The organism is Anabaena sp. UHCC 0253 (genome assembly GCF_009712085.1).
Lineage (GTDB): Bacteria > Cyanobacteriota > Cyanobacteriia > Cyanobacteriales > Nostocaceae > Dolichospermum.
In genome coordinates this window covers 347,387-368,866 of the sequence record NZ_VILD01000003.1, presented here as the reverse complement: position 1 = coordinate 368,866, position 21,480 = coordinate 347,387, and the positions used below count along the sequence as shown (strand labels likewise).

Annotated in this window: 17 protein-coding genes and 3 pseudogenes; 14 read left to right on the top strand and 6 right to left on the bottom strand. The window is 38.2% G+C overall.

Annotated elements, in window-relative coordinates; all coding sequences use genetic code 11:
* Window positions 1–23 precede the first annotated feature (23 nt).
* The gene (locus FJR38_RS09930; RefSeq protein ID WP_168537222.1) at window positions 24–1,721 is read right to left on the bottom strand and encodes a DUF3685 domain-containing protein; all 1,698 of its coding nucleotides are present in this window, start codon (window positions 1,719–1,721) and stop codon (window positions 24–26) included.
* A 101-nt stretch (window positions 1,722–1,822) separates the two neighbouring features.
* Here FJR38_RS09930 and FJR38_RS09925 point away from each other — a divergent pair, with 101 nt between their 5' ends.
* Window positions 1,823–4,861, top strand: coding sequence for a pentapeptide repeat-containing protein (locus FJR38_RS09925; RefSeq protein WP_168536779.1), 3,039 nt, complete (start codon window positions 1,823–1,825; stop codon window positions 4,859–4,861).
* Window positions 4,862–5,025: 164 nt separating this feature from the next.
* On the opposite strand, the gene FJR38_RS09920 is transcribed toward FJR38_RS09925, so the two are convergent.
* Window positions 5,026–5,460, bottom strand: a complete 435-nt coding sequence (locus FJR38_RS09920) for a Fur family transcriptional regulator (protein WP_168498843.1) — start codon at window positions 5,458–5,460, stop codon at window positions 5,026–5,028.
* A gap of 234 nt (window positions 5,461–5,694) precedes the next feature.
* On the opposite strand from FJR38_RS09920, the gene FJR38_RS09915 reads away from it, so the two are divergent.
* Window positions 5,695–6,183: a CRR6 family NdhI maturation factor gene (locus FJR38_RS09915; RefSeq protein WP_168536777.1), complete on the top strand. Its 489-nt coding sequence runs from the start codon at window positions 5,695–5,697 to the stop codon at window positions 6,181–6,183.
* Between the two features lie 144 nt (window positions 6,184–6,327).
* Here the strand turns inward: FJR38_RS09915 and FJR38_RS09910 are convergent, their stop codons facing one another.
* Window positions 6,328–7,269, bottom strand: a complete 942-nt coding sequence (locus FJR38_RS09910; RefSeq protein WP_168536775.1) for a glycosyltransferase family 9 protein — start codon at window positions 7,267–7,269, stop codon at window positions 6,328–6,330.
* A 120-nt stretch (window positions 7,270–7,389) separates the two neighbouring features.
* Here FJR38_RS09910 and ispD point away from each other — a divergent pair, with 120 nt between their 5' ends.
* The 3 genes from ispD (at window position 7,390) to FJR38_RS09895 (ending at window position 9,240) form a co-directional block, all read left to right on the top strand.
* Window positions 7,390–8,070, top strand: coding sequence for a 2-C-methyl-D-erythritol 4-phosphate cytidylyltransferase (ispD, locus tag FJR38_RS09905; protein WP_168536773.1), 681 nt, complete (start codon window positions 7,390–7,392; stop codon window positions 8,068–8,070).
* A gap of 158 nt (window positions 8,071–8,228) precedes the next feature.
* Window positions 8,229–8,771: an SMC-Scp complex subunit ScpB gene (gene scpB, locus FJR38_RS09900; protein WP_174763569.1), complete on the top strand. Its 543-nt coding sequence runs from the start codon at window positions 8,229–8,231 to the stop codon at window positions 8,769–8,771.
* A 124-nt stretch (window positions 8,772–8,895) separates the two neighbouring features.
* Window positions 8,896–9,240 carry a DUF760 domain-containing protein gene (locus FJR38_RS09895; protein WP_168498835.1) on the top strand — a complete coding sequence of 115 codons (345 nt, stop codon included), beginning with the start codon at window positions 8,896–8,898 and terminating at the stop codon, window positions 9,238–9,240.
* A 91-nt stretch (window positions 9,241–9,331) separates the two neighbouring features.
* Here the strand turns inward: FJR38_RS09895 and FJR38_RS09890 are convergent, their stop codons facing one another.
* Window positions 9,332–10,534: an HhoA/HhoB/HtrA family serine endopeptidase gene (locus tag FJR38_RS09890; RefSeq protein WP_168536771.1), complete on the bottom strand. Its 1,203-nt coding sequence runs from the start codon at window positions 10,532–10,534 to the stop codon at window positions 9,332–9,334.
* Between the two features lie 257 nt (window positions 10,535–10,791).
* On the opposite strand from FJR38_RS09890, the gene FJR38_RS09885 reads away from it, so the two are divergent.
* Window positions 10,792–11,673: a M23 family metallopeptidase gene (locus FJR38_RS09885; RefSeq protein ID WP_168536769.1), complete on the top strand. Its 882-nt coding sequence runs from the start codon at window positions 10,792–10,794 to the stop codon at window positions 11,671–11,673.
* A 168-nt stretch (window positions 11,674–11,841) separates the two neighbouring features.
* Here FJR38_RS09885 and FJR38_RS09880 read toward each other — a convergent pair whose 3' ends face one another.
* The gene (locus tag FJR38_RS09880; RefSeq protein ID WP_168536767.1) at window positions 11,842–12,867 is read right to left on the bottom strand and encodes an isochorismatase; all 1,026 of its coding nucleotides are present in this window, start codon (window positions 12,865–12,867) and stop codon (window positions 11,842–11,844) included.
* A gap of 231 nt (window positions 12,868–13,098) precedes the next feature.
* On the opposite strand from FJR38_RS09880, the pseudogene FJR38_RS29305 reads away from it, so the two are divergent.
* The 6 genes and pseudogenes from FJR38_RS29305 to nrdJ (FJR38_RS09850) form a co-directional block, all read left to right on the top strand.
* Window positions 13,099–13,319, top strand: a pseudogene (locus tag FJR38_RS29305) (ribonucleoside-triphosphate reductase); the annotation flags it as partial.
* A 98-nt stretch (window positions 13,320–13,417) separates the two neighbouring features.
* Window positions 13,418–13,717: a hypothetical protein gene (locus FJR38_RS09870; RefSeq protein ID WP_168536765.1), complete on the top strand. Its 300-nt coding sequence runs from the start codon at window positions 13,418–13,420 to the stop codon at window positions 13,715–13,717.
* Between the two features lie 284 nt (window positions 13,718–14,001).
* Window positions 14,002–14,361 carry a hypothetical protein gene (locus FJR38_RS09865; protein ID WP_168536763.1) on the top strand — a complete coding sequence of 120 codons (360 nt, stop codon included), beginning with the start codon at window positions 14,002–14,004 and terminating at the stop codon, window positions 14,359–14,361.
* Between the two features lie 221 nt (window positions 14,362–14,582).
* A pseudogene (gene nrdJ, locus FJR38_RS09860) lies at window positions 14,583–15,833 on the top strand (ribonucleoside-triphosphate reductase, adenosylcobalamin-dependent); the annotation flags it as partial.
* Window positions 15,834–15,972: 139 nt separating this feature from the next.
* Window positions 15,973–16,578, top strand: a complete 606-nt coding sequence (locus FJR38_RS09855; RefSeq protein WP_168537220.1) for a GIY-YIG nuclease family protein — start codon at window positions 15,973–15,975, stop codon at window positions 16,576–16,578.
* 153 nt (window positions 16,579–16,731) lie between these two features.
* A pseudogene (gene nrdJ, locus FJR38_RS09850) lies at window positions 16,732–17,805 on the top strand (ribonucleoside-triphosphate reductase, adenosylcobalamin-dependent); the annotation flags it as partial.
* A gap of 89 nt (window positions 17,806–17,894) precedes the next feature.
* On the opposite strand, the gene FJR38_RS09845 reads toward nrdJ (FJR38_RS09850), so the two are convergent.
* On the bottom strand, window positions 17,895–18,725 hold the full coding sequence (locus tag FJR38_RS09845) for a DUF3598 family protein (RefSeq protein WP_168536761.1): 831 nt from the start codon (window positions 18,723–18,725) through the stop codon (window positions 17,895–17,897).
* Window positions 18,726–18,924: 199 nt separating this feature from the next.
* On the opposite strand from FJR38_RS09845, the gene FJR38_RS09840 reads away from it, so the two are divergent.
* Together FJR38_RS09840 and FJR38_RS09835 are read left to right on the top strand one after the other, a co-directional pair.
* A complete protein-coding gene (locus FJR38_RS09840; RefSeq protein ID WP_168536759.1) occupies window positions 18,925–19,143 on the top strand; it encodes a hypothetical protein in 219 nt (72 codons plus the stop codon).
* 1,041 nt (window positions 19,144–20,184) lie between these two features.
* Complete coding sequence (locus FJR38_RS09835; protein WP_168495182.1) at window positions 20,185–20,469, top strand: RNA-binding protein; 285 nt, start codon at window positions 20,185–20,187, stop codon at window positions 20,467–20,469.
* The last annotated feature ends 1,011 nt before the right edge of the window (window positions 20,470–21,480 follow it).

Below are 21,480 nucleotides of genomic sequence, written 5' to 3'. Positions count from 1 at the left end.
AATTGTCAATTATCAATTGTCAATTATTTATCCTTCCGTTGTCCCTTTTCCGCAAAAGAAACATTACCAAGTCCCTGTAAAATACCTCTTCCAACTAAACCTAAACCTTTTCCAACTACTTGAGTAAGCACAAAAACAATTCCAGTTCCTAAAAAGCCTAATAGTGATTGTAAACGTGGGGAAACAGCATCTCGAAATTCTAGAATTAACGTTACTCCTAATGGAATTCCAGAAAGTTTAGCTAATTCTTGGTTACGGGGTGCATAAATTGATATTTTAGCGATACCACGAGGTGTAAAAACAAATAATTCGTAGCGACTTTCAAAAATTGTTTGTGCTTCAGTTATATATTGAGATAATTGGTATTTCCAAGAGAGGTTATTTCTAAATTTTTCAATTTCTCTAGTAGATATCATTTGACGATTATAAAAGTTTTGTTTAATGCTTTCTTCGTCTGCTAAATTATTTAACAATGGTTGTATCACACAATTAGCTATGTGAATTATGAGATTTTCTAAAATTACTGATGCTTGAGATTGAGCCTCTTTGCTTCCTGCTGGATAAGAAGTGTTATCAATATGTAAATCTTTCAATAATAGTAAATAAGATAATAATTCCCAAAATAAAGGAACTTTGCTGAGAAGTTGAGTTTTTGAATCTTTCGCTTTATCTAATAAGAATTTAACTATGTTTATTTCGCGTTTGTCTAAAATTAGATGGGAATAAGTTCCAAAAAAAGCTGTAATTGCAAATTCCCATAAATCCACAAGAATCTGATCTTTTAAATTAAATAATTGATTTTCATCAAACTTGAAAGCATGGATTTCTTCTAATTGTTGGGAAAATTTATGAATGATAATCTCCAGTAACTCTCGCTTTTTATATTCTCGAAGAATATCAATTTCCAAAGGTGTATTAGTCAGATTTTCCAAGGGGAATTGCAGTTTATTTATACATGATTTCAATAATTCAGATTGTAGTTGTTGATAGTTAACTAGAGGTGGTATATTTATCAACGGTTGTGCATCTAATTTAACTATAGATTTAACTGATGATAATTGATTTTCAGGCGGTAAATTTTGTCTTTCCTGAGGTAATGTTAATAAGTGTTTCATTACCCAACGAGCCGATAAAAGTTCGCGCCGTTGTCCTGCTAAAATTGCTTTATTTAATAGTGTTATTCCCGGTAATTTTAATTGTTCTGTAACTTGATGAAGAGCATGATCAATATAATTAATTCCTGAATTTTGTAAGTTATTTCGCAACTTAGCAAATGGGAGAGGAGATGATAAAACAGAGGAAATTTCTGTCTCTGCGAACCAATAATAACCCCCATTCGCTACTGTTTGAATAATGGGGATTAATTGCGAAATTGATATACCTTTAGGACAATAGCCATTTATCCCTATCGCTTTTGCGGCTATGAGCAGTTCTGGTCGAGATAGGTTACTTAAGAGTAATATAGGTATGTGGGGGTATAAAGCTTTCAATTGGCTACAAAATTGCAGCCCTGTCTGTTTACTATCTAGTTCTAAAATGATTAATTTGATTTTTTGGGGATTTCCAGCCAGTATTTCTGCTAAAACCTGTAAAGCAGCGGTGTCTGTGGCTACATCGGCTACTACCTGTAGATTAGGAATAGCTTCCAATGTTACCTTTAGTCCTAAACGGAAGATGGGATCTGGGTCAATCAATAAGAATTGTAAAGGGCGATCGCTCATTAGTATGCTCAAATAGTTTCAATAGTTACCTGTTGTTTATTGATCAATGTGTCATAAATTGCATGATAATTTCGATATCCGACCATTTACTGTGTAATTAAATGAACTTGAGTATTAGACGTTGGTTAAAAGAGCGTCATCTTGCTATCAAACAGAACAAAGAATTGTCAACTGGACAAATCGCGGCTATTGCTTATCGAATTGTGCAAGAGATAGAAGCCAAAACTCTAACACCATTTGATATTTGTCCGTTGGCGGAGGTGTTTGTATTACCTCTCAGTATAGTGTGGGAAGACATACATCTTTTATCCCAGTTAACAGAAAGTATCTTGGATAGTCTCAGCCAAAAAAAGGCTTTAAGACGAAACGAGGGAACATGGTTAGCATTCCAAATTGCCTATCTTCAGGCTTTACAACAGATTCTACTTCAGGAAGTTAGTCTCAAAAGACAATGGTTGGATAGAGCTATCATTCCTATAGCCCCAATACATGAAGAAGTAGAAGAACTTACCCTTTCCGATAGCAAATTAGAAGAACTGCTCAAAAATCTTCGCCCTGGTAAACTCACGGATAAACAAGCCGAACAAGCACTGGCTTTAGTAGCCGACTCTTTGCTAGTTCAACAAATGAATGGAGCGACAGTGGCTTGGTTAATTGCTAACGGTGCGGAAGAACCAGAAGCCAAACTGTTAACAAAGCGTTTGCTTTACTCACTTCCAGGTGATTTACTCATAGTTATTACTAATAATGCAGCCTCCTTAGCCCAACTACAAAAGTTTGTCCGTTTGGGTAATTTATTACCCCCAAATACTATTAACTCACAAATTGAATTATCAGGTATAGTTAATTTCCCTACGGTCGCTGACAAAATTGATTTATACAGAGAATATTACCGAGCCAGTATTCTGCAAAATCGTAGTATACCTTTATTCATGGAATCCTTTGCTCTCAAGGATATATTTGTTCCGCTGACGGGTGTGCTAGTTGAAGAAAGTAATGTTGATACTCAGGAGGAAAAAGAAGTTGTAACTTTAGATTTAATGACTTGGTGTCAACAACAATTGGATGATTTAACAACTATGACAATTATTCAATCAGAATCTGGTTATGGGAAAAGCACTTTTTGTCAAACTTTGGCAGCACGAATAGCTCAGGAACATTACCCCAATTGGATGCCAGTATTGATTCAGTTGCGGGATATAAATTATGGTCAAACTTTAGTAGAAACACTTAATTCTGCTTTTAGTTTACATGAAAAAATTAATCTATATACTTGGCTAGAAAAGGATTATCCCCGCTGTTTGTTAATTTTAGATGGTTGGAATGAATTATTTTCTCATGGGCAAACAAATCGAGCTAAAACAATTTTTATTGATCAGTTGATTAAATTTCAATCACTGGCTAAACACAAGATTATATTAACAAATTGTAGCAAAAGCTTGACAGAAATTCCTCCCCAATTATTACAAATATCAAAAATAATTACAATTCAGCCGTTGGATGTAGATGAACTCAGACAATGGTTTCAACATTGGTCAATAGTCCAGTCTTTATCTGTTGCCCAAAACTTTTTTACATTCTTGAAAAAAGCTGGTGTATTTGCTAAACCATCGAATTTACCAGGATTATCTAGTTTTGTTCGTCAACCACTAATGTTATATTTATTGGCTATTTTACACCGTGATGGCTTGCTAGATCATGAACTATTAGAATTATCAATTGGTAACGAACAGGGGAATTATGCGCCTTTATTGTGGGCAATTTATCAGCGTTTAAATAGTTGGTTTTTAGGGTATCCGCAACCAGATGGCATTAAAACTATGTTATTGCGGGCAGGTACTAGTCATATTCATCGAACACCGACAGCGATCGCTAATTTGCTTGGAGATCGTCATCCCCAAGATTTACTCAATCAAATGCAAGATATCGCTTTAAAGATTCTCCAGAGCGATCGCCATCAAGTCCATTTTTCCCCAGCATCAATTAACCAAAATCTCCCAGCTTTTTATTTTCGTTCTCGTCTAATTACCAAACACAAAGAACCACAAATTAGAATCGAATTCTCTCACCCCAAACTGGGAGAATATCTTTATGTCCAAGCTATAGTTAACCAACTACAAGAACTTACCCAACAACAAGAGGATAATTATGCAAAAATTACCTTTGTCCTCGAAGCAACTACAAGTTTACCCCAGAAAATTTATCACCTATTTGGTTATGGTATCCTGACAGAAGATATAGAAAATTTGCTACTGGAAGGATTAAGAAAACAGCAAAAAAATAACTTTTCTTTAGCAATCTTGTATCAACGCTTAGAAGATTTTTGGCATGATTACTGTCAAGGACGTTGGCTAAATGAAGGTATAGCCCATCAAGCTTGGAACTATTTACAAACTCTCAATAACCCTCTGAATGTTGAACAAATAAATGCTGCTGTGGGATTGAATATCTTTTTACTTCTCTGTAGTATTTCTCAGGAAATAAAAACCATCTTTTATCCTTGTGGAAACCCCAGTAATTTAAAAGAATTCTATCCCAATGCCCTCATAGAATTAATGAATCGGATCGCAATTTTACATAAAAATGCCTTTTCATCTCGTCTCCTGAGCAAATCCTTAGCAGGTATCAATCTTTCAGAAGCATCATTATCACGAGTTATGTGGAATGATGCTAATCTTCAAGGAATAAATTTATCCGATACAGACTTAACTGGTGCAAATTTAGTCAATGCCAACCTACAACAGGCTAACTTACAAGGGGCTAATCTCACAGGTGCAAACCTCACAGACGCAAATCTCCAACGAGTCAGCTTCACAGGAGCAAACCTGACTAAGGCTAACCTCACTAACGCCAATTTGACAGGAGTAAATCTTAACTCCGTCAATCTCACTCAAACTCTGTTATTTGGGGCTATTTTAGATAATGCTGATAAAGAATTTGCCGCCCTCAATGGTGCTTTATTCTCCCCAAATAACATTACCTCTACAATTGATTTACCGCCAAGTGAACCACCCGCTCATCCTGAAAATATTAGTAGTAATAATGACACAAGTATTTGGGAATCTCATAACCCCATAGATTCAGTCATTCAAATGGCAGAAGGCATCCCCATTTTACCAACCGACTTTATGGAACTTTGAATTAAGGCTGAATGGGCGCAGGGCCTGCGCCCATTCAGGAGTCAGGAGTCAGGAGTCAGGAGTCAGGAGTCAGGAGGGCAGGGGAGCAGAGGAGTAGGGAAAACTTCTTAACAACAGACAACAGACAACGGACAACTGACAAATCACCAATCACCAATCACCAATCACTCACTGTGTCCATAAAAGTTGATAGTATATTCAGAAATCTTGACTCCTGTTTGTGCTTCTACTTGACGTAGCAACTCATCCGGTAATTCTATATGTATATCTATAATTTTATTTGTATCTATGCAGTTCACATGACTATGGGAATCACTAATATTTCCGTATAATCGCCCATCACAATGTTCAATACATTCTATGATACCTTGTCTAGATAAAGCTTCTAAGTTTTGATATACAGAAGTATGTCCAATTCCCTTACCTTCTTGATTAAGATGATCATAAATCTCTCTGGCTGAAAGATGTTCCTTACTTTGCCAAAGTAATTCTAAAACAAAGCGACGTTGACGGCTAACACGCATTCCTAACATTTGACACCGATCTAAAGCATCTTCTAAGGAACGAATAGGTTTAGGAGAACTCGCTTGTTTATACATATTTCAATTGATGAACTCTAGGAATTTGTAAAAAATCAATTCAAAATATACCTATGGCTGACGGAAAAAGTCTTTCCGTACTCCTGACTCCTGCTGTAACACAGTTTTAATCTAAAACAAACTCATTACAACTTTAGCTTAAAATTCTGATAAGTGTACATCAAAAGTGGATGAAAAGCTGCTAATGTTGATTTTCATCACTGTTGAGTAAGTAAGAAAGTAGATATTTAGTCCATGACAATCACAATCACCCTCAACAACGACTCTATTTATAATTTGGATTTGTCACCTGCATTAATGGTGATTGAACCACTGTTGCAAACGGGAAGTATTTCCTCCCACGAACAGCAACTGCATTTGGAAATTAACTATGAACGAGAAGCAAATGATCCACGGGAACTATCAGAAATTCCAGAGGTAAGACTTTGGTTCGTGCGTCTTGATGCTAAGTATCCTTGGTTGCCATTTTTACTAGACTGGAAAGCAGGAGAATTAGCTCGTTATGCAGCTATGTTAGTCCCTCATCAGTTTAGTGCTAAAGAAGGTATCCAATACAACCCCGAAGCTTTAGAAATATTTTTGATGCACAAAATCTTTATTTTAAGTGATTGGTTGCATAAACAAGATATTGCTAGTCCATCTAGACTAAAATCTTTAGCACAACTTCTGGGTTATGAATTAGATGATGCTTTTTTTGAAATGATTGAAAAAGGTAATTCCTAGAGGCAATATGTAGACAGAGGAGAAAGATTAACATTTTTTCTCCACAATCAAACTTATGTAAGTTAAAGATCCCAGAGCTTTCTTTTGAAAGTTCTTTGATGATTTTGGATTTTGAATCTAAAATCCAAAATCCAAAATTCATATTCATCCACCCCAGATTTTTTCTAATACTGTTTGTGGTGAAATATCTGTGATTTTTCCAGTAGGTGAAGTGACGGCTAAGACTTTTTCACTTGTGGGTAATAATTTCTCCGCCTCAGTAGAACCGAGTAAGACAATTGTATATGTTTCTACTGCTATAGCCAGTTGGAGGAGGTTATTTTCTACAGACAACATTAAACTAGCACCACCAATTATGGCAGTTAATTTACCAATATCATCTGGGGAAGTGACTTTAAGATTGTGACAACATTCCAGGAGCGATCGCACAAAAACCTCATTATTGGCTTCTTTAATGACAACAACAGGTAAATCTGGCTGTTTTTGTTGACAAGCTTCAATAATTTGTTGCCAACTTTCTACTGTATAAGTTGTCTCTAAAGTAGTTCCACCACCATTAATGAGAATAAAGCCTGTTTCGTTTACTCCTAAGCGTTTTTGTTCTGCTTGCGCCCATTCAATATCTACTTTAGGCACATTGACTGATAATGCTGGACAAGGAGTATCAATCTTTAAGGGCTTTAGTAAATCATGGTAAGTTTTCGCTACATATTGGGATAGTTTCGCTGTAATTGAGTTAGTGAGGAAAACTGCACCTTGGCCTTGGTAGCCAATACGAGTCGGGATTCCTGTTAACCACATTAGTAAACCAATTAACCAACTTTGTCCGACAATAATAGCCACATCATACTCGCGATCGCGGATCATGCCGACTAAGTTACCCCAATCAGCGAGACTATTACGATCTTTGTAATCAAAGGTTAATACATCATGAACGGACTTACTAATCTTGTAAGCTGCCTTTGACTGGGGTTCTACAATGACATCAATCTGCGCGTGGGGATAATAACGCTTGAGATCATCAAGAGTAGCAAAAAACAGAATTTGGTTATCAATTGAGCCAGGTACAAGGGCTACTACACGCATAATATTTATTGACGCTTATCGTTCTATATTTTAGGAGAATATAGGAATTCAGAAGTTCACAAGTTCAGGAGTTTTTGAACTTTGAATTTATTATCCTTTAGTTAAAGATTAGGAAAAGTTGTGCATTTACTAATTCCCGCAGCCGGAAGCGGCAAAAGAATGGGGGCTGACCGTAATAAACTTTTATTACAGGTACATTCAAAACCTTTGATTGCTTGGACTTTGTTAGCAGTGGAAGCTGCAAGTTCTATTAGTTGGATAGGAATTGTTTCTCAACCTCCCGATTGGGACGACTTTAAGTCCATTATCGCTGAATTAAAGCTGAAAAAAACAATAGAATTAATTCCTGGCGGTTCTACTCGTCAGGAGTCAGTATATAATGGTTTACAGGCATTACCAGCTAATGCAAAACAAGTATTGATTCATGACGGCGCTCGTTGTTTGGCAACACCAGATTTATTTAATGCTTGTTCGGAAAGAATTTTTAATTGTTCTGGTTTAATTGCGGCTGTACCTGTTAAAGATACAATTAAAGTTGTTGATGAAAATGACATCATTAAAAGTACACCAGATCGTCAGCAGCTTTGGGCAGCCCAAACTCCTCAAGGGTTTGATGTAAAATTGTTAAAACAGTGTCATGCTGAAGGTGTGCGTCAAGGGTGGGAAGTGACTGATGATGCGGCTTTATTTGAAAAATGCGGTATTGAAGTGAAAATAGTTCCAGGAGAGGAGACTAATTTAAAAATTACCACTCCTCAAGATTTAGCGATCGCCGAATTTATACTTAGTTATAGATCATAGGTAGGGGAGCAGGGGAGCAGGGGAGTAGGGGAGCAGAGGAGCAGAGGAGCAGAGGAGCAGAGGAGCAGAGGAGCAGAGGGGGAAGAATTTTTTTAGTTAATAATCTAAAATCCAAAATCTAAAATCCAAAATCTAAAATCCAAAATCCAAAATACTGAATGGCCAAGAATATACCTATAGCTACCAAAATAGAAGCGATTCTTTATTTAAAAGGAAAACCGTTATCCGTCAGTGAAATTGCTGAATATGCGGCGTGCGATCGCCTGACAGCAGAAGAAGGAATTATTGAACTGATTGAGAATTATGCCCGTCGAGATACAGCTTTAGAAGTTGTGGAAACTGACAATGGTTATAGTTTACAACTGCGTTCAGAATTCCATGATTTAGTGCAAGCTTTGATACCAGTAGAATTTGGTGTAGGGGCTTTGCGGACATTAGCAGCGATCGCTCTCCATAATCCCATATTGCAAAGCGAATTGATTAACCTCCGGGGTTCTGGTGCTTATCAGCACGTTCAAGAATTAGTAGAATCAGGTTTTGTCCGCAAACGCCGAGATAATGACTCTCGCTCTTTTGCTCTGCAAATAACACCAAAATTTCATCAGTATTTTCAAATCGAACAACTTCCCCAAATTTTGACCACTCAAAATAAAGAACAACAATTAGAACTAGAGTTAGAAGCACCAGAAGTCACCAATTAAAGATTAAATTCCTGTTCCCTATTCCCTGTTCCCTGTTCCCTTTTCCCTATTCTCTGTAGAAAATGCGCTACTCTAGTAATATGGTTTAGAGTAGAATTAGCAATTAAGCTAATATAAATCGCCAATGGTGTTTGATCCTGATTTTTTGCATGACGACTCTGAGCAACACCCTAATCAACTTCTGAATGATCACTTTGGGGAAAACCCAAATCAGTTACTTAAATATTTACAGCATCAATCCCCTGAAGTTTTAGCCCGTGTCGCCCAATCCGTCAGCCCCGAAATTAAACAAATCATTTCCCAGAATGTCCAAGGACTCGTGGGGATGATGCCGGCAGAGCATTTTAACGTACAAATTACCACAGACCGGGATAATCTAGCGGGGCTACTGGCATCGGCAATGATGACGGGTTATTTTCTCCGCCAAATGGAACAAAGGATGCAATTGGAACACTTATCTAATCAATAGTTAATAGTACAGGTGTGATTAATCATAGCTGTAGTTTTAGTTTTCCCCGTTCCCTGTTCCCCGTTCCCCGTTCCCCGTTCCCCGTTCCCTACTATCGAGGATAAGTTCCTGAACGGACTTTAAAGACTTGAGTTTTCCCCTTGCGGTTGACTTCTATTACAAGAATGTCCCCAACGGTACTAGATTCAACTATCTTCTGAACTTGAGCAGTAATTTTGATTTGTTTACCATTAATTTTGTGAATGATATCACCAGGAAGCAGTCCCCCTGTCTGTGCTGGTGACTTTTCCATGACTTTCCTGATGACAATACCCACATCTGGCTGAATATTCAGTTGATCTTCTTCTTGAAGTCGCTGTTTTGTTGTTGCGGAAATGTCCACCATCTCAATTCCTAAAAATGGGTGAGCAACTTCTCCTGTAGTAAATAGTTCATTAGCGACACGAAAAGCGGTTTCAATGGGGATAGCAAAACCGAGTCCTTGAGCGTCAGCACGGATAGCAGTATTCACGCCGATAACTTGTCCTTGAGCATTTAAAAGCGGTCCGCCAGAATTACCAGGATTAATTGCTGCGTCTGTTTGAATAAAACTCACCCGCTTATTAGGAACACCGACTTGGACACTGGTTCGGTCTGTGGCGCTGATAATACCAATAGTGACAGTATTATCTAAACCCAAAGGATTGCCAATAGCGATCGCCCATTGTCCAGGAATTAAATTTTGAGAATTACCTAACGTGACTGTCGGTAATTTATTAGCAGAAATTTTGACTGCGGCTATATCTGTAACCGTATCAACTCCTACCACCTTCCCCTCAAAAGTCCGTCCATCTTTGAGGGTAACTTGTACCGTGTCTGTATCGGCAACTACATGAGCATTAGTCAGTAACTTACCATCTTCACTAAGAATAAATCCTGAACCTGTCCCCCGCTCAATTTTTTGTGCAGGTGCTGGTTGTTCATAATCTTTGAAAAACGGATGCAACAAGGGATTTTTTAAAACTTCAGAAAATGGATTTGATACTTTCCGAATTGCATTAATTCGCACAACCGCAGGTCCAGTTTTACCCACAGCAGTAGCGATAAAATTCACATTATCACTCCCAGGAGAATTAAGCATTCCATTTACTGGCTCAGAAACTATAGAGTCAGTAGGTAAAGATACTGTAATATTTTTTAACTGTTGAAACGAAAGATTGTGTAACCAAAAATATCGCCCCGCAAATACACCACCACTACCGCCAATTGCTATCAAACACAGATAAACAGCCAGTTGCTTCCAGGAGACCTTCATAATATTTAAGAATAATTGCACTCAAAGACAGCTTTTCATTATGTCTTTAGTGTAGTCAAACAAACGTTCAGTGAAAAGATTACTTTACATATAAATATAAGAAATTTGTCAGCATATTCGGGGATCACATCTAGTTATCAGATTTCATCATGAAATTATCTAATATCAGTAGTAGAAAGATGGAGGAAAAATTTTTATCCTAGCTTTACGAATCCCCAACTAAAATCTAAAAATTAGCGATTTCTGGACTTATTCACATGAAATTTTCCCATCGTTCACTTTGTTTTCTGAGCTTATTTAGCACTTTGGGGTTATTAACCACATTGCCACAACTACAAAGCGTTAATGCTAGTCTAGGTAGTTGTCCCATTCCCGTTTTAGCTCGAATTCAACGCTATCAAGTCAACCGTGGTGAAACTTTAGCAGCTATAGCCAATCGCTATAACTTAGCACCAGAGACAATTATCGGTATGAATCCATCCATCAGGAATGGGCTAATAAACGCAGGAACAGAACTACAAATTCCCCCTTTCAATGGGATTGTTGTCGAAGTCCCCCCCAATCAAACTTGGCGACAAATAGCATCCAAATATAAAGTTCGTCCAGATACAGTATTTGAAATCAATGGTTGTCAGAAAAACCCAAAATTTGTCTTTTTACCCATACTTCCCGGAGTAGCTACCACTCCTCGAATAATTGCCAAATCCCCCACACCTAGTAACTCTACAGGAAACATCACTGGTTATCCTTTACCAAATGGAGCAGATGCAGGATTAGCCTATGGTTGGCAAATTCACCCCATTACAGGGGATGTTTTTTTTCATAGTGGCATAGATTTATTAGCACCAGTAGGTACTTCAGTCGAAGCGATCGCTCCAGGAATCATCGTTTTTGCCAAAGAACAGGGTAGTTATGGCAAATTAGTCATTATTAACCATGCAGATGGCTTACAAAGCCGTTACGCCCAACTAGACAGCATCAAAGTTAATCTCGGTCAAACAGTCAATAAAGGCGATATTTTAGGAACAGTTGGAACAACAGGACAACCAACCTCAACCCAACCTCATCTTCATTTTGAAATGCGTTCTAACGGTTCTCTCGGTTGGGAAGCCAAAGATCCCAAAGGGTTTTTGAAATAAGAAAGTAGGGGCGAAGCATTCGGGCGATAAATTATCGGTTTTTTCCCAAGTTTATTTTCCGAATGCTTCGCCCTTACAGGAGTATGGCTAACGCTACGCTATCAGGAATTTAGGAGTTCACAAAGAATAAAAAAGAACATTTTTCTCTTCTCCTCCCTATTACCTTCGTCAATTATCAATTGTTAATTGTTCCGTTGATTTAATTATTTGCATTCCAGCTTTGGCAAAGCTAGCAAATATTGTATTAGCTTGTTCTGTATAGTCAACTACACCAGGAACAACAACAGGAGAAGTACAATCTTCTAATAAATAAATCTTATTTGTTAGGGTACTATCTACCTGTTGAATTTCTGTTAATAAATCGTCAATAGTCCAAGCAACACAATGACTTTTAGCTTGTCCACCAATAATTACCGCATCATATTCTAAAAGTTGTTTTATTAAACTTGTATTTTTTTGTGCAATTGGCTTATCATCAAATCCTATTAAAACTTCTGGACGTAAAATAGAATAATTTTCTGTTAAAGGATTTTCACCTTTTAATTCAAATTGAGTTTGACTTTGACGAGCAATACTATGAAAAAATATTGCTTCTTCTACCGATGAAACCAACGCATGACCAATTCCTCCTAACATGGAATGATAAGGCCAAACAGTCAACGGGTATTTACCATCTTGACTAAGTTGTTTAACATAATTAAAAGCTTGTTTTTTTAATAATTCATAATCACCATTAGTTACACTATTAGCAACTGCTGGATTAACTTGCCAAATACCTTGCTCAATATCTGCGGGTGTAATGTTTGTTGCGGCTGGTGTCGGGTGTTCTCCGTTAGCATTTACCCAAAATATGGGATGAAATATTTGCATTACTGTGTGAGTATCCAGCGTAGGAACAATTTTGGTAATTACTCCCAAATTACGATAAATAAATTCACACAATCGTTGATTATCATCAACTGCACCAGTTCCAGTTTGTCCACCCACAAATAATTCAAAATCAGGAATACAAAAGGTATTTTGGACATCTATTAATAATAGACAAACGCGAGTTTTATCTAAAGCTGCTGGTTGGATATTCTGTTGTTTTGTCCATGCTTCTGCTTCAATGGCACGTTGTTGGTAAGGTACACGCCATACTTCGCCAACTTTTGCGGGGTTGAAGTGGGGAGGAAGGGGTAATTGGGTTGTCATATTTGTATTAAGTTGTAGTAAATTTTACTAACTAAATTAATTTTTGCAATAAACCTGGAGAGTTGACAACCCTGCTACACAGTCAGGGTTTTATACTTAAACTAAGAAATAAAACATAGTTATAATTTACACATCTAGGACTATAGTGCAAAGTGGGAAATTTTTCAATCTTTAATCCTAAATCTACTTGGCGTATAGTCATAGTCTGTCCACAAGCAATCATACTTTATTATGGTTCGAGAACTTGAACGTCAACGTCAGGGTGCAACTTTTCCAGAATCTGCTCCAGCAGCCAATCCGGTGTTTTTTAGAACCTACAGCCGAGCCGTCGGACAGAGTTAGGTTTAAGAGAAACATGGGATCAAGTATGCGATCGCACTTTACGCGGTTTAGTGGAACTTAGCAAACTCAGCCAAGAAGAAGCCGCACTCTTAGACAAGACGCAGCGCAACTAAACCTAGTCTCAAAGACTTATCGGACGATACACAAAAAAATTCCCTAGCTTTTATCAGAAGCCAGGGTAATGCAATAAAAAAGTTCATCCATTATTATGATCCAAAAACCTACCAATAAGACTGGAATTTTCCAGCCACAATTTCCGACTGTTAAAGATCAGTCGTCTAGTATCATTGTTCAAAATAGGCTGGACACCCCAGAAAAAGTGGAAAATCGGCTGATAGCTGCTAATTCTACAAATACTCCCATACAACCAAATGCAGGAGAGTTAATACCTATACTCACCTATGGAGGTGTGTCCGTAGCAGTGATTATTGCAATGGCTTGGTTTGTGAAGGTACTGCTTGCATCTATGTCTGAATTACTGCAAGCAATACCCAAACATAAGAAATAATTTTTAGTAAGGGTAAAGCAAAAGCTCATTGGTGTCAACTTAAGTCAAAAATGGCTTATCTATTGGCTTCCACACCCGCCCAGAAATGAATTTTAGGGCTAATACCCAAAGTAAACTAAAGTTTACTAAAAATTTTCGGGATATTTAGTCATCTTTAGATGACTTTGGCTATTAGACTGGGAATTCATTCCCAGACGGGCTATAGATTTCACGTTAAGTTGACACCTATGAGCATTGCTAAACCTCTACCTGATAGGCATCAAAAATTTTTCAACCGCAGAGCTATGACAATCAAAATAAAATTAATGGCTGATTATGGATGCTACCCATTATGGTGGGCTAGTTCTGATAAAGCTGGAGATATTGATCCAGAAACTATGCCATTAAATGAAGAAACTATCAGCCGTTTGGAAAAATGGGCAGATATTTATGATGCACGGTTAAATTGGCAAGATCCAGCTAATTCACCAGATTTGAGTCCAGAAGAAGAAGCAGCTTTTGAACAAGAAGGAATTAGTTTGTGGAAACAACTACAAAAAGAACTTGCACCTAATTATGAAGTTGTCTATTTTAGTGAGCAATTACGTAAAGTTGTAACAGATATCAATGAATTAGAATTTTTACTTACTATCAATGCTTCGTAGTAGATGTATAAGCTTTTTTGATAAAAATGATAGGTAAAATTTTGAGACTTTACTACCCTGGCAATGCACTGTCAGGGTTTTATACTTAAATAAAAAAACTAAAATATAGTGATAATTTACACATTTAGAACCATAGCGCAAAGTGGTAAATTTTTCAATCTTTAATCCTAAATCTACTTGGCGTATAGTCATAGTTTGTCCACAAGCAATCATACTTTATTATGGTTCGAGAACTTGAACGTCAACGTCAGGGTGCAACTTTTCCAGAATCTGCGCCAGCAGCCAATCCGGTGTTTTTTAGAACCTACAGCCGTCGGACAGAGGTGGGGTTAAGAGAAACATGGGACCAAGTATGCGATCGCACTTTACGCGGTTTAGTGGAACTAGGAAAACTCACCCGTGAAGAAGCTGCAATTTTAGACAAGATGCAGCGCAACATGAAAGCTTTGCCCAGTGGCCGCTGGATGTGGGTTGGGGGTACAGATTGGTTAACCAAACCCAAAAACTTCTCCGGTGCTTATAACTGTACTTCTACCAACCTTGTAGACTGGAAAGCCTTCGGGTTAATGATGGACTTAGCCATGATGGGCTGCGGTACAGGTGCTATCATCGAACCCCAGTATATTAATCAACTGCCTCTTATCCGTAATCGCCTAAATATTACCATCACGGGTGAAATTGGCAGCACTCCTAAAGAACAACGTCGTGAATTTACACAAACCGATATAGAAGGTAACACCGCTACTATCCACGTTGGCGATAGCCGGGAAGGTTGGGTAAAATCCTATCAAACCCTCTTAGAACTCTCCAGTGATGAACGCTTCAGTTCGACTTCGCTCACTGACCATACAGGTGACGTTGAAGTAATTGTTGATATTAGCGACGTGCGCCAATCTGGGGAAACCCTCAAAGGCTTTGGCGGTATGGCTAATCCTGTAAAATTACCTGGATTGTATCAGCGTTGCGCCTCTATTCTCAATAAGGCAATAGGCAGACAATTAAATTCAGTTGAATGCTGTTTGTTAATTGATGAAGCTGCTGTCACGATTGTTGCTGGCAATATTCGTAGAAGCGCGGGTATGCGTCAATTCGTTGCAGAAGATAAACAAGGCGCAACAGCTAAAGACAACCTATGGCAACAAGACGCAGAAGGTAATTGGCGTATTGATCCAGAACGCGATTCTTTGCGTATGGCGAACCATACCAGAGTATTTCACCGCAAACCAACCTTAGAAGAATCTATTGCAGCCGTTCAAAAGCAATATTATAGCGGTGAAGGAGCAATTCAATGGGCTGGTGAAGCTGTCGCTAGAGCTAACATTGATTTACTCACTACAGCAGGACTAAAGACAGACTTCTTGCAAGCTTACGAGCAAGGAAAAGCCAAAGAATGGATACAAGAACGTCACCCAGATATTAATTCTCAAGAATTAGAGCATCGTTTAGGCCGCTACGGCTTGAATCCGTGTGGTATTTTTTTAATACTTGCCTCACGTAAAAAAACCCCGCAAATACGGGGAAAGCTGAGAAGCTAATCCCGTGGTAATCAATAGAACTAAAAAGCTATTGACACCGTAGAGCGTAGAGGGTGAACTTTTGTAAAATGGTGTTATGGAAACAACAGGTAGCATTTACATTATCAAGAACATAATAAATGCCAAAGTCTACATTGGTCAGACTTTACAACCTGTTGTAGAAAGGTTCAAGCAGCATTTAAAGCTGTTAAAAACTAACCGCTCTCAAACAATTAGTAAGGCGATCGCTAAGTACGGCAAAGATAAGTTCTATTATGAGGTGCTGGAAGAGTCTATACCTCTTGATCAGTTAGACCAACGTGAAGAGTTTTACATACAAAAGTATGATTCTATTTCCAATGGTTACAACTTGTGTCCCGGATGTCAAAAATGGAGAAAGAAACCTCTCAATTTACCTGAAGATGAAATTGCTAATCTGTATATTAGAGGTTACTCCAGTAGGCATTTAGGCCAAATGTATAAAGTTTCTGCACCTCTTATACAAAAGATTGTTCGTAAACAAGGGCTTTCCAGAGCTAAACAACACAATTTGCCTGATAGAAGCAGTAAAGTCACCAAAGATATTCTTTTGGAACTTTACGTAGTTCAGCGACTTTCTCAACGAACAATTGCACGTCGTCTTGGTGTTCACGAAGAAACTGTTAGAAGAGCGGTTAAAAGACACAATTTACAAAAAATATAATCCGAGGAAATTTTTCCTTCTATACCTTTTGGTATAGCTCCAAGAGTGTGGGGCATCTATATTATTTTATGTAGATGAATATGTACGCCGAGCTACAGGGAATATAGAACCTGTAGAACTAGAGGATAAAAAGCCTCTAGGGTAACAATACTGGAGATCATTGGCGCTAACTTCCACTGTAATCTGTCTGAGGTACACTTAAACCAACTTGATCCCGATAACTACAAAGAACAAGAAGAAGCATTTACAGCAGGTGCTTTGTCAGTGGCCGCACTGTTAAACCACCAATTCCTTGAACCCCGCTATCAATACAGCCGGGAACTTGATCCTATTGTTGGTGTTTCCTTCACCGGTTTATTCGATTTCTTTGTTCATGCTTTTGGTGTGGACTGGTTGCGCTGGTGGGAAGCAGGAAGACCTGAAACCCCGGAAGGACTGGTTTTCAAACGCGGTGAGCAGAAATATCTCAGCAGATGGAGAGAAATAGTCCATAAAGCAGTTTGGGAATATTGCGATCGCCATCACATCAAACACCCCAACCGTTGTACTACGGTCCAGCCAGCCGGGACCAAATCCCTGTTAACAGGAGCATCTCCCGGTTGGCATCCCCCCAAAGCCCAAAGATTCATCCGTCGGATTACCTTCCGTAAAAATGACCCCGTAGCCCTAGCTTGTATAGACTATGGTTACAACGTCATTCCCTCCCAATCTGACAAAGATGAAAACGGCAACTTACTCAACGATCCTTTTGATCCTCGTTGTACCGAATGGTTGGTAGAAATACCCGTCGCTGTATCTTGGGCAGATTTACCCGGTGCTGATGTCATTGATGTGTCTAAGTTTTCCGCATTAGCGCAATTAGACTTTATCATGCAAGTGCAGAATCACTATGTCACCCATAATACATCTGCTACCTTAGAACTCCGTTCTGAAGAAGTAGAAATCCTGGGGACACGCATTTATGAAGCAATTCAAAATGATGAAGGCTACATTTCTGCTGCATTATTAGCGCGGTTTGATGATTTGCAATCTTTCCCCCGTTTACCCTTTGAACCAATAGACAAAGCCACATATCAGGAGTTGTCTCAAGAAGTCAAAGTCAGACGGAAAACCGATGATTTCTGTGGCGCACTAAGTCGTTATGATTTGGGAGAACTAACAGAAGCAGGTCCTAGCGGTTGTGACTCTGATAAGTGTATGTTCCCAGAACAACCACCCACTTCATAGTTTATGTACCTAGTTGGGCTTTAACCCTGATCAGATTCCTCGTTCCCATACTCTGTATGGGAATGAATTCCAGAAGGCTCTGCCTTAAACTAAATTTTAGATTCAATAACATGAGTTGAGCTAATCCATTCACCTTTTTCACTGTAGTTGCGAATTAAACGTTGACGTTCATTTTCTTTAACTAACCAACCTGCTTCTACAAAAAAAGGTTTTCTCAATTGCAGTTGCAAAGGAACATTGCTAGAATTTCCATCAGGTAATAACAAAATTTGTCGCGTAGTTCCTTCCTTTTCAAAAATGATTTTATTACCTTCTATTTTTGCTGTTGAAGTAATCACTTGGGATGAAAAAGATAATTTTTGTTCTAAATATCCATTACCCAGATATTGAATTTCTAAAGAAGTAGAACATACTGTTGATGGTCTTAAATCTGAGTAACTTGTATAAGCCTTACCTTGCCAATTACCAATTAACTGTTCTACAGTTAGTTGTGGGCGTTCGTAAGCATCTGTAGAAGTGCGGAATTCTCTAATCAGGGTTAAACTAATAAAGTTACCTTGTTTGTCATATAATTGTACTAAACGCGATCGCCTATCATTATCTACAAAGCCGTATTCTGCTCCAAACTCTGTAAAAGGTGCTAGTTGCAATGTTCCTTTAGAAAACGCTCCTGTGGCAAAAAAGATGTTCTCTTTTCCTAAAGAACGGTATTCCTGTTGATAATCTTGAATGGGCGGACTATCATAACCACTAGCATCGAAACGACGTAATCTAAAAATTACAGCTTGATGATTATCATCAGCTTCTAAATTTAAAATACTAGGAGTAGAATCTAATATTTCACCGTCGGGTGATATTTTAGTAAATGAACCACGCCATTCTCCTAAATTTTTGAGAAAATTTTCCCAGTTGCTTGCCATAATTTAATTATTATTTAAATAGCTGACTTTAGTTGAGTATTGGCGACAAATTACAGTTAATGCTGTTGGTGATAATTTGACCAATGATAACCATCATATAGCCAAATATTATCAAATTTGTTGCTAGTTGCTTATTAGGCAGTATCTGTTAAGATTAATGAGGAATTAATAATTTTTAACAGCAATCCTGGAGAGTCTAATGTTTATTACTGAATTATCGCCCTTATTTCAAGAACTTACCCAACACCCGATCTCATTTCTTGGTGGTTTTGTTTCTGGTATCCTCCGACTTAATCTAACTGAAGATCCCGTAAAAAGTTGGCTAGATAAAAAGGGTTGTGGAGATAGTTCTGGTAACTCTAGCACAGATGCACAAACTAGTAAAGCTAATGGACCTCAGCAGATTACTATTGACTAGCCCAAGTAGCTAAGTAGGGTTTGTGAAGACAAGACTTACGCAAAACAAAAAGTAGGGGTAATTGATGAATTATCCCTACGTAGAACGGACTAAATAATTCCAGGTTTGTAGTGAGGACTTTAGTCCTAATTTAAGGGCTGAAGCCCTTGCTACCAAATCATCTCAACATTTTTTACATTACTTAATCTAAGTTGATTTATTTTTGTCTAGTTACTTACGCAAGAATAAAGTTTTCAGTTACATTTTGCATTAGCTCTAGCTGAGGTAGTAAAAAAGTTCCAGGGTAACGTTCTGACTCGACGAATCCTAGCCCTAATTATTCCCTTTTCCCAGTGGCTGAATATAAAAGTAAATTGTTTGAAAATATAAAATATATAAGAGCAGCTAATGGAATATTGTAAAATGTCATACATTGAAAAATGTGACAATCAGTTATCATAGTGGTGTGCGTATGTTCAGGCTATGGGTGTCTTTAATTGTCGCTGAATTATCCATCAAGGTTAATACACTACAATTTTTGTTACCTAAAAATTCAGATTTGCTTAGTTCTGTTTTGCACCTGAATTAATCGCTGTTTGTTGAAAATTACGTGATACATAGTCAGTAACCCAGCCCTAAAGGGACTGGGCTTGCAAGAGTAATCAAGCAAGCCGTACTGACCAGACCACCCTGAGCGTAAGTCTTATGGTAGCCGTTATTTGAGTCACGACACCTTGGAATGCGTAGCTAGTTCCCTGCTCTGTCATTTGCAATTAAACAGTTTTAAGGTCACTGAAACAGTGTTGCAAGTCTAACAAGCTCTTATAACTGGTCGAAGCTAACATTACCCCGAAAGGGAGGCACATCGCGTGCAACACATTATGCGTACAGAGTTGGGAAATTTGAATCGGTAATTGTCCCGTTGAAAGTACATCACAAAAGTACCCCGAATTTCCTAACTCCAAGGCGGTAATAAAGAAATATTTAAGGCGGTTAAAACCGCTCGTGTCGTTTTCCTCTCAGCACTAAAGTGACTGAGTTTCCCACTTACCGCAAGGTCTTATGACTATTTACGTTGGAAATCTCTCCTACCAAGCGAGCGAAGCAGACTTAAAAGCCGTGTTTGCTGATTATGGCGAGGTAAAAAGAGTTGTTTTACCTACCGACCGTGAAACTGGCAGACTACGTGGCTTTGCCTTCGTTGATATGGTTGTAGACGAACAAGAAGATAAAGCTATTACTGAATTAGACGGTGCAGAATGGATGGGTCGTCAACTGAAAGTTAATAAAGCAAAACCACGAGAAGATAATCGTCGAGAAGATAATCGCCGAGGTAGTTGGGGGTAACGAATCTAGGTGGATGATGGGTAATTAGTGATTTCGCACGATTCCCTATTCACTGAAGCTTTGAGAACCTTGCTTTCCAGTTGGGAACTTCCTAACTAAAAAATTCATCTCATCGCTCACTCTGCGGGTGAGCGAGAGGTTTCTTTTGCTTTCAGCTAAAAAATTGACATTCTCATCTCAAATATGTTATAGAATAGTGACAGATTACAAAATAGTTTTTAGCATCAAACAATTATAAAAAAATAGTTAAGAGTGCTATTGTCTATCGTAGTAATCATTCTGGAGTTAGAGCCAGGGATCACAATAGAATTTCAAGTGATTCAAAAAAATTTGTAAGCTTGGCTCATGGGAAAACCAAATCTGTAGAGCAGAACTAAATGATGATTTGTTCGATTGTGAGCGATCGCCATTATGCTAAGTTTCAGGGAGCATTCGACGGGTAAAAACAGCTAAAGTCACAAGAAACTTGCTGATTATAGATATTGCCAGAGACTTGTTTTAATGATAGGGTAGGTTGAGCTTCTGTTTTTAGAGAAAAAACCCCCAGTGGATGTTAGCCAGCTAGGGGAGTTAGTTATCAGGGTGCATCTACCAATTAAATGTTCTCAGGTGCTGTACTAGTCTCCGGATAAATTTGTTTTTAGCACGTTTGTTTTAAATTCACGATTCAACTACACAGCGGTTTATAATAAAACGGTTGAAAATGAAAAAACCCCCAGTGGATGTTAGCCAGCTAGGGGAGTTAGTTATCAGGGTGCATCTACCAATTAAATGTTCTAGCTTTGACTAGTAATTCCCGGATAGTTAATAGAATATTTTTGATATAGTCTGTAACTATATTAATGATAGATACAAAAAACCCCCAGTGGTGTTAGCCAGCCAGGGGAAGTTAGTTATCAGGGTGCATCTACTAATTAAATGTTCTGGGGTTGTGTATACTGTTCCGGAAAAAAAATGGGTGGATGACGATAATTGTGTTTTACTAACCATAAACAGAAAAAAACCCTCAGT

Coding starts and splice junctions, on each gene's coding strand:
- FJR38_RS09885 (WP_168536769.1), top strand. CDS start 10,792: ATGAAATTTTCCCATCGTTCACTTTGTTTTCTGAGCTTATTTAGCACT.
- FJR38_RS09870 (WP_168536765.1), top strand. CDS start 13,418: ATGATCCAAAAACCTACCAATAAGACTGGAATTTTCCAGCCACAATTT.
- FJR38_RS09895 (WP_168498835.1), top strand. CDS start 8,896: ATGGTGTTTGATCCTGATTTTTTGCATGACGACTCTGAGCAACACCCT.
- FJR38_RS09920 (WP_168498843.1), bottom strand. CDS start 5,460: ATGTATAAACAAGCGAGTTCTCCTAAACCTATTCGTTCCTTAGAAGAT.
- FJR38_RS09845 (WP_168536761.1), bottom strand. CDS start 18,725: ATGGCAAGCAACTGGGAAAATTTTCTCAAAAATTTAGGAGAATGGCGT.
- FJR38_RS09925 (WP_168536779.1), top strand. CDS start 1,823: ATGAACTTGAGTATTAGACGTTGGTTAAAAGAGCGTCATCTTGCTATC.
- FJR38_RS09855 (WP_168537220.1), top strand. CDS start 15,973: ATGGAAACAACAGGTAGCATTTACATTATCAAGAACATAATAAATGCC.
- FJR38_RS09930 (WP_168537222.1), bottom strand. CDS start 1,721: ATGAGCGATCGCCCTTTACAATTCTTATTGATTGACCCAGATCCCATC.
- FJR38_RS09880 (WP_168536767.1), bottom strand. CDS start 12,867: ATGACAACCCAATTACCCCTTCCTCCCCACTTCAACCCCGCAAAAGTT.
- scpB (WP_174763569.1), top strand. CDS start 8,229: ATGGCCAAGAATATACCTATAGCTACCAAAATAGAAGCGATTCTTTAT.
- FJR38_RS09840 (WP_168536759.1), top strand. CDS start 18,925: ATGTTTATTACTGAATTATCGCCCTTATTTCAAGAACTTACCCAACAC.
- FJR38_RS09890 (WP_168536771.1), bottom strand. CDS start 10,534: ATGAAGGTCTCCTGGAAGCAACTGGCTGTTTATCTGTGTTTGATAGCA.
- FJR38_RS09915 (WP_168536777.1), top strand. CDS start 5,695: ATGACAATCACAATCACCCTCAACAACGACTCTATTTATAATTTGGAT.
- FJR38_RS09910 (WP_168536775.1), bottom strand. CDS start 7,269: ATGCGTGTAGTAGCCCTTGTACCTGGCTCAATTGATAACCAAATTCTG.
- FJR38_RS09835 (WP_168495182.1), top strand. CDS start 20,185: ATGACTATTTACGTTGGAAATCTCTCCTACCAAGCGAGCGAAGCAGAC.
- FJR38_RS09865 (WP_168536763.1), top strand. CDS start 14,002: ATGACAATCAAAATAAAATTAATGGCTGATTATGGATGCTACCCATTA.